General features: G+C 66.4%; 14 protein-coding genes. 6 read left to right on the top strand and 8 right to left on the bottom strand.

Annotated features, from left to right (window positions below):
- Together AB7O82_RS23905 and AB7O82_RS23900 are read right to left on the bottom strand one after the other, a co-directional pair.
- The coding region (locus tag AB7O82_RS23905; RefSeq protein ID WP_428620314.1) for a hemerythrin domain-containing protein at positions 1 to 952 on the bottom strand (952 nt) is incomplete at its 3' end.
- A gap of 121 nt (positions 953 to 1,073) precedes the next feature.
- Complete coding sequence (locus tag AB7O82_RS23900; protein WP_428544439.1) at positions 1,074 to 1,616, bottom strand: DUF4142 domain-containing protein; 543 nt, start codon at positions 1,614 to 1,616, stop codon at positions 1,074 to 1,076.
- A gap of 180 nt (positions 1,617 to 1,796) precedes the next feature.
- Here AB7O82_RS23900 and AB7O82_RS23895 point away from each other — a divergent pair, with 180 nt between their 5' ends.
- From AB7O82_RS23895 to AB7O82_RS23885, 3 genes are all read left to right on the top strand, one after another.
- Positions 1,797 to 2,846 carry a chemotaxis protein CheB gene (locus AB7O82_RS23895; protein WP_428544442.1) on the top strand — a complete coding sequence of 350 codons (1,050 nt, stop codon included), beginning with the start codon at positions 1,797 to 1,799 and terminating at the stop codon, positions 2,844 to 2,846.
- Positions 2,827 to 6,420, top strand: a complete 3,594-nt coding sequence (locus AB7O82_RS23890) for a chemotaxis protein CheB (protein ID WP_428620313.1) — start codon at positions 2,827 to 2,829, stop codon at positions 6,418 to 6,420. Before AB7O82_RS23895 ends, AB7O82_RS23890 begins: the two co-directional genes overlap by 20 nt.
- Before the next feature lie 68 nt (positions 6,421 to 6,488).
- A complete protein-coding gene (locus AB7O82_RS23885) occupies positions 6,489 to 6,992 on the top strand; it encodes a hypothetical protein (protein WP_428620312.1) in 504 nt (167 codons plus the stop codon).
- 665 nt (positions 6,993 to 7,657) lie between these two features.
- Here the strand turns inward: AB7O82_RS23885 and AB7O82_RS23880 are convergent.
- On the bottom strand, positions 7,658 to 8,350 hold the full coding sequence (locus AB7O82_RS23880) for a sensor histidine kinase (RefSeq protein WP_428544451.1): 693 nt from the start codon (positions 8,348 to 8,350) through the stop codon (positions 7,658 to 7,660).
- 598 nt (positions 8,351 to 8,948) lie between these two features.
- Here AB7O82_RS23880 and AB7O82_RS23875 point away from each other — a divergent pair.
- On the top strand, positions 8,949 to 9,146 hold the full coding sequence (locus AB7O82_RS23875) for a hypothetical protein (protein WP_428544454.1): 198 nt from the start codon (positions 8,949 to 8,951) through the stop codon (positions 9,144 to 9,146).
- A gap of 193 nt (positions 9,147 to 9,339) precedes the next feature.
- A complete protein-coding gene (locus AB7O82_RS23870; RefSeq protein ID WP_428544457.1) occupies positions 9,340 to 9,660 on the top strand; it encodes a hypothetical protein in 321 nt (106 codons plus the stop codon).
- A 3-nt stretch (positions 9,661 to 9,663) separates the two neighbouring features.
- Here AB7O82_RS23870 and AB7O82_RS23865 read toward each other — a convergent pair whose 3' ends face one another.
- A complete protein-coding gene (locus AB7O82_RS23865; RefSeq protein ID WP_428544460.1) occupies positions 9,664 to 10,704 on the bottom strand; it encodes a helix-turn-helix domain-containing protein in 1,041 nt (346 codons plus the stop codon).
- A gap of 575 nt (positions 10,705 to 11,279) precedes the next feature.
- Here AB7O82_RS23865 and AB7O82_RS23860 point away from each other — a divergent pair.
- Complete coding sequence (locus AB7O82_RS23860; RefSeq protein ID WP_428544463.1) at positions 11,280 to 11,681, top strand: GFA family protein; 402 nt, start codon at positions 11,280 to 11,282, stop codon at positions 11,679 to 11,681.
- A 7-nt stretch (positions 11,682 to 11,688) separates the two neighbouring features.
- On the opposite strand, the gene AB7O82_RS23855 is transcribed toward AB7O82_RS23860, so the two are convergent.
- From AB7O82_RS23855 to AB7O82_RS23840, 4 genes are all read right to left on the bottom strand, one after another.
- Positions 11,689 to 12,165, bottom strand: coding sequence for a DUF2269 family protein (locus AB7O82_RS23855; protein ID WP_428544499.1), 477 nt, complete (start codon positions 12,163 to 12,165; stop codon positions 11,689 to 11,691).
- Positions 12,165 to 13,451, bottom strand: a complete 1,287-nt coding sequence (locus tag AB7O82_RS23850) for an SDR family oxidoreductase (RefSeq protein ID WP_428544466.1) — start codon at positions 13,449 to 13,451, stop codon at positions 12,165 to 12,167. Before AB7O82_RS23850 ends, AB7O82_RS23855 begins: the two co-directional genes overlap by 1 nt.
- 109 nt (positions 13,452 to 13,560) lie before the next feature.
- Positions 13,561 to 15,138: a multicopper oxidase family protein gene (locus tag AB7O82_RS23845; RefSeq protein WP_428544469.1), complete on the bottom strand. Its 1,578-nt coding sequence runs from the start codon at positions 15,136 to 15,138 to the stop codon at positions 13,561 to 13,563.
- Positions 15,139 to 15,424: 286 nt separating this feature from the next.
- Positions 15,425 to 16,165 carry an outer membrane protein gene (locus tag AB7O82_RS23840; RefSeq protein ID WP_428544472.1) on the bottom strand — a complete coding sequence of 247 codons (741 nt, stop codon included), beginning with the start codon at positions 16,163 to 16,165 and terminating at the stop codon, positions 15,425 to 15,427.
- Positions 16,166 to 16,709: the final 544 nt, after the last annotated feature.

Below are 16,709 nucleotides of genomic sequence, written 5' to 3'. Positions count from 1 at the left end.
CGCCGAACCATCCGCCGCGGCCACGGCCGCGTCCACCGCGATCGTCGTCGTCGTCATAGCGGCTGCTCCGCGAACGGTAATAGCGGTCGTCGTCGAAGCGGCTGCGCGCCGCGCGCGAATGGCCTTCGGAATCGCCGAACCATCCACCGCGACCGTGGCCCCGGCCGTCGTCGTCATCATCGTAGTAGCGGCGGCCGTCGCCGCGGCTTGCGTATCTCCGCCCGCCGCGCTCGTCGTCGTCGCTGATGAAGCGGCCGCGCTCGTCGCGATCGCGGTCGTAGCTGCCATAACGTGGCATGAATCCCTCCTGAGTTTCGGCATTGAGTGAAACGGCGCGAGTGGGCCTCAGGTCTGCAGCGCGCCCCTGCAGGGTCTGCTTTCTCGCCGCGAGTTCGTGGGCGAGGTCCGGCGTGTCGACGCCATTGGCCTTTGCCTTGGCAAGGATGCCCTCGCCGGGCTTCTCCTCTTCGTCGACATGATGCTTGATCTGCTCCGACAGCACCGACACCTTGGCGTCGCGATAGGGGTCGTCCGAGGAGCTTTCGAGCAGGTCGGCGATCAGGAGCTTGGCGCTGTCATGCTCGACCTGTGCCTCGTCCAGGGGATCCTCGTCGTCGGCCGCGGCACGGCAGGCGGGATAGAAGATTTCCTCCTCGAGCCTGGTATGGATGATCAGGGCGCTGCAGATCTCCTGGACCAGTTCGTCCTTGCGGTGATCCTGGGCTGCCGACCTGTAGTCGGCGAACAACTGCTCGACGTGGCGATGGTCCTCCTCGAGGGCCGCGATGGCACTTGACGCGGCGGCAGTCGCCGCGGTTCTCGGCGTGGCGACCGTGCCGGTCGAGAGTGCCGTCGCTCCGGACAGGCCCCGCACCGGTTGCGTCGACTGGGCCTGCTTGCTTCCGGTTTTCGCCTTGGCGGCGGCGTTCTTGCCCGTCCGGGCTTCTGGCATGACAGCTCTCCATGGTGTGAAATGCGGCGTCGCAATGCCGCTGTCGCTCGGTTGGTTGCAAAAGATCACAGAGCACCCCGTGCGGTCTGATTCCGAACGGGGCGCAGGTTGCCCGTGACGCTCAGCGCATCTTGCTCGCGTGCTCGAGGTGCGATTGCAGCGTGGGCAGCAGTTCGGTGGCGAATTTCTTCAGACGCGCGTTGTCGCCGCCGCGTGCATAGGCGGTGAACAGGTCGACCGTCTCGACATGCGCCTTGTACTGCGCGTCGATGTAGGCCTTGTCGAACGAGGCAGCATCCTTGCTCTTGAGGCCGTCGAAGATCGCCTGGTGTGCGGCATCGAGCCTCGCAGGCGGAGCCGTCAGATTGGCCTCGCTGATCGCCTGGTTGAACTTGGTGCCGGCCGCGGTGTGGTCGTCGACCATGCGCCGGGCGAAAGCCTTGACGGGCTCCGACTTGGTGCGGGCGAGGGCAAGCTCGCTGCTGTCGATCTCGAACCGGTTGCCGGCGGCCACCTTGGCGATGAAGGTCGTCGCCGGAACCGCCGGCGCTGCCGCCTGGCTCCCGGTTGCAGGGCTGCTGGCGGGTTTGCCGGGAGGATCGGCGGCGAACGCCGCCGCGGCGAATCCGGTCACGGCGAGGAGAGGCAGGACGAAGCGTTTCATCGGAAACTCCTGGGTTTGAGTGCAGGGTGCAAACTTCGCCAGGGAAGCGGCGTTGCCCGGTTCGGACGCTCGGTCGCAAGTCGTACCTCCACGGGCAGTGGAGACGGTGCATTCCCGGAACGAGTCGCTTCGCATGACGTTGGCTCGTCTGGGGGATTTCCAGGCAGGAGCGTTCCAGGAATGCCGAGAACTTCCGCCACACGCGATATCGTCGTTACCGGTGCGTCAGGAGGCGGGCTGGAGGCCTTGCGGACGCTGGTACGTGGTCTCGAGCCGGGCTTTCCGGCGGCGGTCTTCGTCGTCCTGCATATCGGGGCAACCAGCCATCTGGCGGACATCCTGGACAGGGCTGGGCCGCTCAGCGTGGTGCGGGCCCAGAGCGGGCAGCTCATCGAGCGGGGCAAAGTCTATGTGGCGGTGCCGGGATGCCATCTCCTTCTGCATGGCGACCACGTGCTGCTGCGGCGCGGCCCGCGCGAGCATCGGGCTCGTCCCGCCATCGATCCGCTCTTCCGCTCGGCTGCGGCCAGCTTTGGCGGCAGGGTGATCGGCGTGGTACTGTCGGGATCGCTCGCCGACGGCACCGCGGGCCTGCGCGGCATCAAGCGGTGCGGTGGCCTGGCAATCGTGCAGGATCCCGCGGAGGCCCTGGTGCCGGACATGCCGACGAGCGCGCTGCGCCACGTCGATGTCGACCATGTCTGCCGCGCGGAGGAAATGGCCAGGCTGCTCGGCAGGCTGGTGCTCACGCCGGCAGGACCGACGCCGGAGATTCCGCTCGATATCAGGCTGGAGACGGCAATCGCGGCCCAGGAGCTGGCCGACATGCGCGTAGACGACGCGCTGGGCGATCCTTCCCGGTTCACCTGCCCGGAGTGCCATGGGGCCTTGTGGGAGATCGAGGATGGCAGCATGCTGCGCTATCGCTGCCACGTCGGCCACGCCTTTGCCGCGGATGCCGTGCTGGCAGCCCAGGGCGAGGAAATCGAGCGGCTGATGGGCAGGTTGCTGCGGTCGCACCAGGAACGGGCGGCCTTGGCGTACAGGATGGCCGAGCATGCGCGAGCCGACGACCGGCCGACCCTGGCTGAACGTCTCAAGGGCCGGGCGCGCGAGTACGACGACGACGCGGAGATCATGAAGGGGTTGATGCGTAGCGGCAAGCTGCAGACACCGTCCGGGGCGCGGGCGCTGGGGAGACTAGTCAAGGATGCCGACGAACAACGCTGACGAGGAAGAAAGCCGGCCGCGCGGCGGGACCGGCGTGCCGGTCGTCGGGATCGGCGCTTCGGCGGGCGGTATCGGCGCTCTCGAGGCGATGTTGCCCCTGCTCACGCCGGATGCCGGCGTGGCCTATGTCGTGGTCCAGCATCTCGATCCCAATCACGAGAGCGTGCTGGCGGCGTTGCTCGCCAAGGTCGCCAGGATTCCCGTGGTCGAGATCAAGGACCAGGCTCCGATCGAGCCCGACCACGTCTACATCATTCCGCCCAATGCCTCGCTCGCCATCTCGGACAGCCGCCTGCAGGTCGCTCCGCCGATCGCTCAGCGCGGCCAGCGCACGCCGATCGACGGCTTCTTCGCCTCGCTCGCCGAGTCCAAGGGCGAGAACGCCGCCGGCATCATCCTGTCGGGAACCGGCAGCGACGGTACGATCGGCCTGCGCGCCATCAAGGAGCATGGCGGCCTCACGGTGGCGCAGGACGACGCCGAGTACGACGGTATGATGCGCTCGGCGGTGCGTTCGGGCATGGTCGATTTCGTCCTGCCGATCGAGGCCATTCCGGCCAAGATCTACGACTACTTCCACCATCTCACGCAGATCGACGGCCGCAAGGGACCGGACGGCGTGCGCGCCGAGGCGACCAACCATCTAGCGCAGATCTGCGCCCTGTTGCGCACCCGGACCGGCCACGACTTCAGCGGCTACAAGGACAAGACCGTGGCGCGCCGCGTGCAGCGCCGCATGCAGGTGTTGCAGATCGGCGAGGTGCCCGACTTCATCGAGCGCCTGCGCAAGGAGCCGAAGGAGCTCGATGCGCTGCTGCAGGACCTGCTGATCGGGGTCACCAATTTCTTCCGCGACCCGGAAGCCTTCGCGGCGCTCGAGCGCGAGGTCATCCCGGCCCTGTTCGAAGGCAAGGGACCGGACGATACGGTCCGCGTGTGGGTGCCCGGCTGCTCGACCGGGGAGGAGGCCTATTCGATCGCCATCCTGCTGCGCGAGCATGTTTCCAAGGTGCAGAGCGCGCCAAAACTGCAGATCTTCGCCAGCGACATCGACGAGCAGTCGCTGGAGATCGCCCGCACCGGCCGCTTCCCGTCGACCATCTCCAAGGACGTGCCGCCGGCCCGGCTGGAGCGCTATTTCGTACGCGAGGACGGCACCTACCGCATCGCCAGCGACCTGCGCGAGATCTGCCTGTTCTCGGCGCACAATCTCTTGCGCGATGCGCCGTTCTCCAAGCTCGACCTGATTTCCTGCCGCAATCTCCTGATCTACCTCACGCCGGAGCTGCAGAATCGCCTGATCCCGCTGTTCCACTACGCCCTGAACGATCCCGGCTACCTGTTCCTCGGCACGTCGGAGAACGTCACCCGCCATTCGCGGCTGTTCGCGACCGTCGACAAGGCGCACCGCATCTTTCGCCGCCGCCCGCAGATCGAGCGCCGCCTGCCCGAGTTCCCGCTCACCGCGCCGGATGGCGGCGGCCGCAAAGCGGCAGCGGCGCCGCGCGCCGCGGTCGACCACGAACCCTTGCAGTCCCTGGCCGAGCGCCAGCTTCTCGACCGCTATGCCCCGGCCTACGTCGTGATCAACAGCGACGGCGAGCTGCTGCACGGCTCGGCGCGCACCGGAAAGTATCTCGAGTTGCCGCCCGGCGCCCCGCGCATGGACATCTTCAGCATGGCGCGGCCCGGTCTCCGGCCCGACTTGCGCGCCGGCGTGCACAAGGCGGTGAACACCAGGCAGGTCGCGCTGCAGAAGAATGTCACTGTGGGCACCAACGGCGGACGCCAGACGATCGATCTGGTGGTCCATCCGATCCGGCCGGGGGCGGCACAGGAATCGCTCTACATGGTGGTCTTCCAGGACATCGGCGGCATCCGCCCGACGGCGGAGACGGAGACCGTGGAGAGCGCCGAGGACCTGGAGAACGCCAACCTGCGTCAGCTCGAGGCGGAGCTCAGGGCCACGCGCGAGCGCCTGCAGACGACGACCGAGGAGCTCGAATCGTCGAACGAGGAGCTGAAGTCGGGCAACGAGGAGCTGTCCTCCATGAATGAGGAGCTCCAGTCGGCCAACGAGGAGCTCGAGACGTCCAAGGAGGAGCTGCAGTCGATCAACGAGGAGCTGCAGACGGTCAATTCCGAGCTCAACGCGCGGGTCGAGGAGCTGAGTCGCGCCAACTCCGACATCGCCAACCTGCTGGAAAGCACGCAGATCGCCACCGTGTTCCTCGACCGCAACCTCGCGGTGAAGAGCTTCACGCCGGCGGCCAAGGACGTGTTCCGGCTGGTCGAGAGCGACACCGGAAGGCCGATCACGCATGTCCGTGCCCGCTTCGATTCCGACACCGTGCAGGAGGATGCCGAGCGGGTGATGCGCACCCTGTCGACCATCGAGCGCCAGGTCGAGAGCAACTACAACGGCGCCCGCTATGTCATGCGCATGATGCCCTATCGCTCGGTCGACAACGTGATCGGCGGCGTGGTCATCACCTTCGTCGACGTCACCAGGATCACGGCTGCCGAGGCGCGTATCAGCGAGCTGACGCACGACCTGCGCAGTCGTGTGCAAAGCCTGGAGACCCTGCTCAACCTCCTGCCGGTCGGCATCCTGATCATCGGCGACAACCGCACCGAGCAGGTCCGGATCAATCGCTATGGTGCGAGCCTGATCGGCGAGGGGGGCGGCTCGGAAGCGGGCGGCCCGCGCCTGCTGACCGGCAGCCTGCGGCTTTTCCAGGGCGAGCGCGAGCTTGCCGAGTCCGAGCAACCGCTCTACCGGGCGGCGCGTTCCGGGGAGGCGGTGTCGGGCTTCGAGGGCCAGATCCTTCGCGCCGACGGCAGCCGGGCCGACGTTCTGATCTCGGCGACGGCGCTGCTCGGCGAATCGGGCGAGGTGAGCGGCGGCATCGCGGCCATCCTCGACATTTCCGAGCGCCGTGCCGCGGAGGCGCGTCAGCAGATCCTGCTCTACGAGCTGCAGCACCGGGTCAAGAACATCATTACGACGATCGGTGCGCTCGCCACGCGCATGCTGAAGGAAAGCCCGTCACTGGAGGCATTTACTACGGCCTTTCTCGGACGCCTGCGGGCGATGGCCGATACTCACGAGCTGCTGTCGCGCGGCAACTGGACCGGCGCACGGCTGCGGGCGCTGATCGAGGCGGCGCTGGGTCCCGAGCTCGGTCGCGGCAACCCGGCGGTCGGCTTGAACGGCGACGATCTGCTGCTGGCGCCCGGAACCGCCTCGACGCTCGGGCTGGTGCTCTACGAGCTTGCCACCAATGCCCAGAAGTACGGCAGCCCGTCCGGGTCTGGCGGTCGGGTCGACATCAGTTGGAACATCGACGTCTCGGACAAGGACAAGGCCAAGGTGGTTCTGGTCTGGGCCGAGATCGGCGGCCCGCCGCTGGCCAGCCCCATCAAGGAGGGCTTCGGCACCGGCTTCGTCAAGCGTACCGTCGAATACGAGCTGGATGGGACGGCCGAGCTGCAACTCGGGAGCGACGGTCTGCGTTGGAGAATCGCTTTTCCTTTCGACGGCAATGTCCAGAGCAGGGTGGAACCGGAGTAGGTCCGAAACAGCAAGGCAGGTAGGCGATGCCAGGATCGGAAAGACCCCTGACGGGAGCACGGATCCTGGTGGTCGAGGACAATTTCCTGGTGGCCGAGGTGATGTGCGACCTGCTGCGCGGCGAGGGCTGCGTGGTCGTCGGGCCCGCCTCGCGCCTCGAGCGTGGCCTCTGCCTGGCGCGCGACGCAGAGCTCGATTCGGCGCTGCTCGACATCAATCTCAACGGCGAGCGCTGCTTTGCCATCGCCGAGCTGCTCAGCCGACGTCATGTGCCGTTCATCTTCCTGACCGGCTACGACGAGGGCTCGATCGTCCCCCCGCGCTGCGCGGCGCCCCGCTTCTCGGCAAGCCGGTCAGCGATTTCGCGATTCTTGCGACCCTGGGCGCGCTGCTCGCTCACGCTCGAACGGCGTAAGACTATCGCCTGTCCAGCCCAGCGAGGTGCCGTCGGTGTTGGGCGGGTTGGACATGAGGATGCCGAGGGGACAATCCCGACAGCGGGTGTCACCAGAGGGCAACAGCGAACAGCAAGCCGACGGCGTACGCCGCCCCGATGGACATCCCAGCGATGAGAACCGTCTCGGGTCCGGCCCAGGTGTCTTGCCGGCGCGAGAGGTGCGTGTTGTTGGCGACCAGGACGAGCGTCGGGCGGCGGTGCGGCCGCGGCACTTGGTTGCCTGGAACCGTCAAGGCTCGACTCCAACCGGTTGGTCCCCCTTCGGCGCGGCCGTAACGTAGCCCGGTGGTCTATCGTTGCCGTTCGATTGCGGACCATTTCCCGACGCACTAACCGACAAGTCTGCGCGGGCAGCATCCCCTCGCCCGAGCGTCGACCCTGGTTCGCCCCGACTGCATCAAGGGTCCGCCCAAGGCTCACCTCGCCCTGGCCGGCAGGCTGAATCGAGATGATCGCGCCTCCTCATCGCGGTTTCCGCGAGGAGGATTGGATCTACCGAGCGACCGCCGGTGCGTCGGGCATTTCTTGGAAACAGGGTGCACCGCACCAATTTAGCGATGCGCGGTCGCGGCCTCGCCTCGGCCCGCGCGCCGCATTACCGCCCGCGCTCGATGTCACGAATACCGCTGGATTGCATTGCCGCGCGACATAGCGCGAACGACGGGCAGCGTCCGCCAGTGCGAGGCGATGGCAAGAAGGTCGGTCCGATTCGCCTCTCGACAGCATCCGCCGCAATTTGTTCGCACAATGCGGCGTGATGCAAACATTCAACTTTGAGCTTCACCCATCTCTGCGAGGTCGCGGCGACGGCAGTTCAACATGGAACGCGAGGCCTAGTTCGCTCGACGATATCGCGATGCGCGCCCCGACACTTTCCAACAGCGACCGCACCAGCTTCAAGCCCACGCCGGCATCGCGCGATTCGACAAAACCATCGGGCAAACCAACACCGTCATCGGCAATGCTCAGCGCGACCTTGCCCTCCGAAGTCATCGCCGCGGTCACCGTCATTTCCACCGGCAGCCCGGTCGGGTGCGCGTACTTCATGGCGTTGGTCAAGATTTCCGAAAAGGCGAGGGTGACAGCCGACACCTGAGCCGGGTCGACAGAGCAGGCCTCGAAGAACCTCCACGTCAGATGCAATCGCTGTTCGAACACGCCGGAAGCCTCGAACTCGCGGAAGAGGTCGGTGAGCACCTGCGCGAGATCCACGCAGTCATTGCCCGGCGTCCGGCTTATCGCGTGATGCAGCCGGGCAATGCCCAGAAGGCGGCCGTGGTGCAAACGCAACATATCGACGACTGATTCGCGGGACAGCGACTCGGGTCCGGATGCCGTCGCGTTGATTTGCCGTATGACGAGTGCGGCGAGTCGACCGAGTTCGTTTGCGATGCGGTGGTTGGCCTCGACCGTGAGCTCGAGTGGCGCGACGTGCGTTGCGGCTTCGGGCGTCGTAATGCTGCTTGCGACCATACGCCATCTATTCAGGAAAAATATTATATTTCAAAGCTGTTATCAGCTAACTGCTGGCAATGACGGCCTTGTCAGTCTTATCGCCTTTTGACTCCGAATTCGGCACTGGATCATTTCGAGGTTAAGACCTATTTTGCAAAAAATGAGTAAGTGCTGCTGAGGGAAGAATTCGATGCCAAATCTCACCCGCGGCGAGCGGCTTCAAATAATGCTTACCAGCCAAGAGCTCGAGGCCCTTGATACTTGGCGCTTTTCCGCGCGTATGCCGAGCCGGGCAGCGGCAATCCGCGAGCTCTTGAAACGCGGCCTGGCAGCCGAAGGATTTGTCACCGCAAACAGCCAGTGGAAGTCGCGCGACTTCGGCGTCGGAGACGCAGAGCCAAAGCGGAGTCGCGGCGGCAGACAGGCTTCAGGGTAGTGGCGATTCTCCCGGGTGGAGACGGCCAAGCTCTGATGACCGCGCCAGGCTCCGTCTTGCTGAGTCGCGGCCTGACCGCGACCCCCGAAGTTCCAAGGGAAGTTCGCGAAACCTGAGGCCGACCGGCCACCTTTGCCCGCCGAACACGTTTCCTCCCGGACACCACCACAGGAGGACCACATGCGAGCGCACAAGGCGGCAAAGCGGGAGTTGATCAACACCGGCTCGAACAAGCTCTACGTGCGGCGTAACGAGCGTGGGACATCGTTCAAGAAGGTCGTCGATGCCGGACGATCCCTGTCCGCGGATGGGCGCCGCAAGGCAAAGACCATAGCGAAGCCCGGCCAGGGAGACCGGGGCGATCGGAGGAAGCGTTGAACCCGACACCCCGAGACGACGGGAAGAAGGGGCGGCCGGGACCGTGCGCTGCTCCGCAGACCAAGCCGCGGTCGCCAAGGTCTCGAAAGCGAAACGCCGCGGCACTACCCGGCAGCCAGAATTCCGATCTGAAAGGCTCCAAACGCGATCGGAGGCCGCGCGGTGCGGGCACGTAGGACAACAGGAGGAAGCGATGTACCTGGCTCGCTTTTCATACGAAGTACTGCCCGTTAACCGCCAGCCTGCCATCGACTTCATTCAGCGCGAGGTCGAGGCAGCCCGCAACAAAGGGCTGAGCGCCCGGCTGCTGGTGCCGCTGACGCGAGCTCAGGGAGGCGCTGCCCTGCAGTTTGAGCTTGAATTGGCCCGGTTGGACCAGCTCGATCAGTTCCGCGAGCGTGGAGTGGGCACTGACAAGGAGACTGGAAGCTGGATGCACGCCTTCAGCGAGATTCTCCTGTCGCCACCCGTGGTGGAGATCTTGCGAATAGTCGAGGAGCCGCAGGCGAAGTAGAGACTACTTCCTGTCCAGCCCGGCGAGGTCGATCAGGCCGTCGGTGTCGAGCAGGACGATGGCGCGCCGGGTCGAGCGGAGGAGGCGCTTGCCCTCCAGGATCTGCAGGCCGACGCTGACGCTGGGTCGACGGACGCCGAGGAGCCGTGCCAGGGCGTCGTGGGTGAACACAAGCCGCGTGGAGTTTAGCCGACGCGACGTCTGCACCAGCCAGCGCGCCAGCCGCTCGATGATCGTGGCCCGGCCATGGAACATCGAGGTCTCGACGATTTCGCGCAGGGCAAGACCGACATGGCTGAGCAGATGGCGGCGCAGCACTGGATTGCACTCGGCGACTCGGCTCAGATCTGCGGCCGCAATCCGCCAAGCGCGCCCGCCCGCCTGTACCACCGTCTCGCCGAACGCCGTCCTGTCGCCGAGCAGCAGGCCGGGCGCCGTCATGCCCTCGCGGCCGATGCTGGCAGCTTCGATGCGGGTCTGCCGACTGATGCCTGCAAGCATCGAGATCAGGGCCTCGACGGGAAAGTAGACGTGGTCTATCGGTGCGCCGGCGATTTCCAGGGCATCGCCCGTCCGCAGCGTGACCATCTCGAGGGCGCCCTGCAGCGCGGCCCGCTCGGCGGCCGGCAGGGAATCGAGGACGCCGTTGCCGAACGCCGCCGAAGCCTGGTCGAGATCGAAAAGGTCGTGAAGCGTCGATTCGAGCCGGCGCGGATCAACCGGCTTGCCGATATGGGGCGTGTCGCGGAATTCGTCCGGGACAATCGTGCCGGGGCTGTAGCCGCTGACGAAGACGAACGGGATGCCTCGTGCCCTCAAGGCTCTGCAGATCGGAAAGCTCGGACGGCCGCCGAGGTCGATATCGAGCACTGCGCCGTCGAGGCAATCCTGCTCGACGGCGCGCAGCCCGCCCGCGAGCGATGCGGTCGTGCCTGCGAGTTCAAAGCCGCAGCCGCGCACGACATCGCCGAGGACATCGGCCGTGAGGTAGCTGTCCTCGACAATGAGGATGCGTGGTTTAATCGGGTCAATGGCAAGCGACATCGGTCGGCGGGCCTCGCTGCGGGACTGTGCGGTGGCGTACAATGGAAACGGACGCGTACGGTCTCAACGAACAACCGGGGAAATCGGCCACAGCACCTTCTCGCTTCGTACGATAGGTGACTAACGACCCAATTGCACTCCCATTAGGGAAGGTTCTGTCGCCTCGGGCCGGCCGGTGGAGGCACAATCTGTCGAGACAGCCGCGGCGCAAACTCCTCTCTCAGCCGTTGGCTCGGGCCTGCCCGCCGTTCCCCGGCGCGCAGGCCACCCCGCGCGGTCAGTTTCGTTCGGGCTGTTTTCCGCGGCCTCTCTTCTCAGCCAGAAACCAAAGGTCATCGGGATCTCCGAGACACTGAGACCGAATCCTGGAACTGAAGGCCGGGTGCGTCGCCGTCGCCTGCATCGAGGCTGTCCGGATCGAGCCATAAAGATCGCCGCCATCTTCGACTCTGTGGGCGGTTGCCTGACGTCGCAGAAAAGGCAGGAGTCTTGCACTCGGGAGCGGCCGCGCGGTAGGCGTTGCTCTCCGGCCATGTACCTGCAACTTTCCTGCGGCCCCTGGGGGAGACGTCACGATGATCACCGGCGGATGCCACTGCGGCGCGATCCGATATCAGATCGAGGGGGAAGCGATCGTGCACGCGCTGTGTCACTGCGCCGATTGCCGGCGCCACTCCGGTGCGCCGATGGTCGGCTGGACGATGTACCCGGAGGCGGCGGTCAAGGTGATCAAGGGTTCACCCAAGGTCTACGAGTCCTCTCAGCACGGCCGGCGGCATTTTTGCCCCGACTGCGGCACCGGCCTTTTCTATGTCAACGCCGAGATGCTGCCGTCGATCATCGACGTCCAGAGCGGCACCTACGACGACCCCGAGATTGTTCCACCGCAGGTCCATGTCCAGGTCGCCGAGCGCCTGAGGTGGATGGAGCGTGCCAACGAACTGCCGATGTTCCAGCGCTATCCACCGCCGCAGTAGCGGACTGTCAGAACAGACTGAAGGACGGCTTGGCGATCATCAGCCAGAAGATCGCCAGCACGGCGGCGAACGCGGGAAAGCCGAAGGCGAACCACCAGCGGAACAGCCGGCGATACTCTTCCGGCAGCCCGTGGCCTGCCTGCACCGCCGCGACGGCAAGATCGCGCATGCGCATCTGCATCCACACGACGGGGAGCCAGAAGGCGCCGGTCACCAGGTAGAGCAGCAGGGAAAGCACGATCCAGCCCTCGCTCATCGCAAGCCCGGTTTGCTGCGCCAGCAGGTAGCCGGTCAGTGGCTGCGCCACCACGGCCGTCGCCGTGAACAGGAAGTCCGCGATCACCACGATCCGCGCCACCCCTGCCACCATCAACGGCCGGCCGTCGCGATGCGCCAGCAGCATGAAGAAGGCGATGCCGGCGCCCGTTCCCAACAGCACGGCGGCGCCGATCACGTGCAGGAACTTGAGGCCGAAGTACAGCATCATCGATCCTCGATGATGCCGAGTGCCGCGAGGTGCAGCACCAGGATCGGGATCGCCTTCAGCATCGGTCCCATCGGATCAATCCACAGGCTCGGCACCAGGATCGTGCCGAGCACGGCGTAGACCAGCGTGATGACGAACGCCGCCGTGACACCCGCCCGGGCCGTGCGGCGCCACGCGATGGCCAGGCCGACGGCGATATCGCAGAGCGCGCCTGCGACAACCGTGGCCGCCGCCGGCCAGCCACGGACGCCGCCCTCGTTCATCAGGGCGACCCCGTTCTGCCATCCGGGGCCGAGCGCGATCAGGCCCGTCGAGATCCAGAACAGGGCTGCGATTCCGAAGATCCAGGGTCGAAGCAAGTAGAGCCGGGCGAACCACTTTTCCTGCACGGTCGCCGCCTCGCGACGCAGCGCCGCGTCGATGTCGCGTGGCTGGATGCCGGTCGCCGCCATCCATGGCTCGGGGTCGCCTTCTGCGCCGCGCAGCAGTTCGTGGCCGGCCGTCGAACGGACTGCGGAGCGCCATCCGAACCATCCTGCGAGGTCGCCGAGCCGGAAGGCGAGGACGCCGAGCCAAGCGGGAAGGTGGACGACGACAGCGGGCCGTCCGCCGAGCCAGCGTCGGAAGAGGCCGACGAGGTCTTCCAGCGACCAGGCTCGCGGACCGACGATGTCGAGGGCGATCTTCGCTGGCGCCTTGGGCTCGAGGAAGAACAGGATCGTCTGCATCAGGTCGTCGAGATGGACGACCTGGAGCCGGCCCGCGTCGCGCGGCAGCGGCAGCACCGGGAGCGCTGCAAGTCCGCGCAGCAACGCGCTGCCGCCGTAAGCCGTGCGGCCGACCACCACCGAGGGCCGGAGAATCACCCAATCGAGATCGAGGCCGGCGAGGGCGTGGTCGCCCTTCCGCTTGGTCCTCGAGAAGGCGGTCGGCGCCGCGCGGTCCACACCGATTGCCGAGAGATGCACCACGCGGCGCACGCCGGCGGCCACGCAGGCGGCGAACAACGCCGAAGGAGCCTGGTGGTGGACGGCCTCGAGAGAGTCGCTGCGCGAGTCCTGCAGCGCCCCTGCGCAGTAGACCACGGCGTCGATGCCCGCGAGGTGCTGCCGCCAGTCGCCGGGCGAGACCGCGGTCGCGACATCGAGCGCGATGTGGCGTAGAGGCAGATCGGTGGGCGGCCGCGAGCGCGACACACCGACCACTTCATCGCCGCGCGCGCTCAGCCGGGCGGCCAGCGCCGAACCGATGAATCCCGAGACTCCGACGATGAGTACGCGCATTCTGGACCCGCAATGATCGGGCAGGAAACGGGTCGGCCTCTCGGGCGTTCCTGGAACCTGTCGACGCTGGTGACCGACCGCTTCCGCAGGGGCGAGGCAATGAGCGCGATCAGTCCTTGAAGACCTCGACCGTCTGCATCATGCCGAGTTCCTCGTGGTTCATCATGTGGCAATGGAGCATGAAGATTCCGGTGTAGTCGAGGAAGCGCGAGCGGAAGACGACGCTACCTCCATTGCGCGGTACCACAACCGTGTCCCGCCACGGCAGGTCAGCCTGCGGCTGGCCATTCACGTGCGTCACCTGGAACGGATTGGTGTGGATGTGAAACACGTGGTCGTCGCGGTCGTGGTTGTTGCGGATGGTCCATTCTTCGATCGCACCCAGCCGCACGCGCTGGTCGATGCGCGAGGGATCGAACCGCTTGCCGTCGATGGAGAAGACGAATTCTTGCCAGTGCGCGCCGGCGTCGACCTGCGGCGGATCGCCGATCGCCGACATGACAAGTGTGCGCCGCCCGGTGATCTCGCTGTCGCGGATCGTCTCGAGCGGTGGCCTCGGTAGCGCAGTCGGCAGCTTCATCGGTAGTGGCTCGCCGGCGACCACGACGCGCGCCAGCGGTCCGGAGGGAGAGGGATGGCCCTGGTCGAACGGCATGGCGCCGAGCTCGTAGGTGCCCGGTGCGCCTGCCTGGACCAGCATGTCGGCGCGTTGTCCTGGCGCGATCAGAAGCTGCTTCGTCTCGCGCAAGGCGCCGATCGGGATGCCGTCCAGGGCGATGACGTTCAGCCGGTGCCGGTCGAGCTCCAGCAAGATGTTGTCCTGGTACTGCGAGCCGACAAAGCGCCAGCGCTGCACCTCGCCCGGCCGCATCGAGATGGTCGGCCGGCGCTGGCCATTGATGGCGAGGAAGCGCGTCGCGGTTTCGGGAAACAGCGTGCCGAAATCCTCAATCATGCTGTGGGAGTCGAACACGACCTGGCTCAACAGCAGGACGCGCTCGCGCGCCTGGGCGATCTCGGGCACGTCGGCGAAGTCGCCCTCGACGATGATGGCGCCGACCATGCCGCTCGCGACCTGCACGGCGGCCGAGCCGTGATGGTGCGGATGGTACCAGTAGGTGCCCCGCGTGTGGTCGACGGGCAGCGCGATCTCGATGTCGTACGACTTGCCGGGAGGCATCGAGCGCATGACGTTGTCGGCAATGCCGCTCGGGCTGCAGTGCGCGCCGTGGAAGTGGAAGTTGGTGTTGTTGAACTGGTGTGGGTGGGAGATGTTGACGGGCATCAGATCGCGGTTGGGCGGCAGGCTGTTTGCCAGCCGGATCTTCAGCATCTCGCCGGGCTTCAGGCTGAGAGTCGGGCCGGGCGAACCGCCTTCGTAGCTGCGCAGGTAGAGGCGCTTGCCGCCGATGTCTCGCCAGGCGTAGGCGCAGCCGAGGTTGGTGCTGAGCACGCCATTCTTCGAGCGGCGAATCTCCGGCTCACGCAGCGGCTGGTCGGTCGCGGCGACAGCCTCATTGACGAGGCCGGCATCGGGCATCTGGCCGTGATGCTTGTGCTGCCCGAGGGCGGCCCGCCGACCCCATGCCAGGGCGCCGATCGCAAGGCTCGCCTGCAGCAAGCCGCGCCGCTGGACGCGCAGCCCCGGCCCACGGCCTGCGCCGCTGATACTCTGTCGCTTCGCCATGTTCCCACCGCTCCCGCGCCCCGATACGCCGCCGCCGGCCTGCGTCGGCCAGATACGCGACTCCCGACGGGGCTCTCCGGCACTATGGCAGGCCATCCTTATACGGCAAGGGACCGTCATCCCGACGGCAGCGGAGCGCACCACCTACCCTAAGCGCGGTCGAAGGGGGGCGTTGTGGAGGCGCATGTATCGTTGCGCGATGATCACTCTCCTCCCCAGCCTCGCTGGGGAGACGAATGAAGGGTGCGCCCGGGCGCGACGCCGGCGTCCATGCCACCGACTCGAGCTATGGTCCGGGGTGGAACGTGATCCGTGCCATGACGGCGTTGACGCGAACATGCGCATCGAGCACCGGTGCGCCCAACCCGACGCCGCTGCCGCAACCGGGGCAGCTCGATCCAATGCCGGAGCCGCTGAGATCGGTGTAGTCCCAGGTGACACCTACCGAGATGCGGTCGAAGGCCATGTATTGGACGCCCAGCCCTGCTGTCCAGCCATTGATCCATTTCTGCGTCGTCGAGGTGATGCCCGTGCCGGTGTCGGTCAGGGTAAGGCCGGCATTGGCTCCGGCCCAGCCCGCCTTGCCGAAGACCTGCCAGCGTTGCCAGGCGTATCCGGCGCGCGCGACGGCACTTGCCATCCAGTGGATGTCCGAAGTGGCGATGTCGGTGGCAGGGTACCAGGGATCGGGCTGCGACTTGGCCAGGCTGCCGCCGCGGATGCCGACCTCGAGGCCCAGCACGGCCGGCCCGACGGTCCAGCTGTAGCCGCCGAAGGCACCGCCGGCGAACCCTCCCTGGCCGGCCGTGAGCTCGCTGCCCAGCACGGTCGGACCCAGGGTATTGAAGTAGTTGGGAGCCACGCTCCAGCTGTAGGAGCTCCAGGCGGCGCCAAGCTCGCCACCGACATGAAAACCACGCCACTTCGTCGCATCGGCTTCGGGTTCCTCTGCTTGCGCACCCCCGATTGCCAGCAACACGGCACCGATCATCGCCACAGGCGTGGCGACCAGAATCCTGTACCCCATTCTTTCCAGCTCCCGCGTAATCCATCCCACGCCCGCATCCTAGCGACCGGCGGCGCAGCGCGCTCGTTCAGATTTCGCCGCCGCGTAGCGGGAGTGCGCCAAGGCGACTCATGTGATGGGAACGCGCCACGGGCGCCAATGAACGCGTCATGCGCTGGGAGCGCGCCACTCATAGGCGCAAACCTTCGGTCTCCTCCCCAGCTTCGCTGGGAGGTGTCCGCGTCTTTGCGGACCTGCCTTCGCCGAAGCGAAGCCGCTTCGGCTTCGCGCAGGCAGGCGAAGGGGGCATGAATCATGAGGATCATGACCCCCTCGCCGTAAGATGGCGACCTCCCCAGCCAAGCTGGGGAGAAGAAGCGAAAGTTACCGCCTGGGAGCGCAGGTCCAAGGTCTTTCGGCCTTAGGGGGTATGCTCCCGAGAAGAGAATCGATTGGCGCAAGGCAGCAATGCGTTCGCCGGTCCGGGACGTCTTTTCCCTGTCATTCGCGGTCGTTCTGCCGAATGATCGTCGCCGTGAGTTCGCGGCGATGGCCGCTCGACGAC

The sequence above is a fragment of the Reyranella sp. genome, from assembly GCF_050185545.1.
In the GTDB taxonomy this organism is placed as follows: Bacteria; Pseudomonadota; Alphaproteobacteria; order Reyranellales; family Reyranellaceae; genus Reyranella.
The sequence above is the reverse complement of the archived record's forward strand: the minus strand, read 5'-3'. Positions and strand labels throughout refer to the sequence as shown.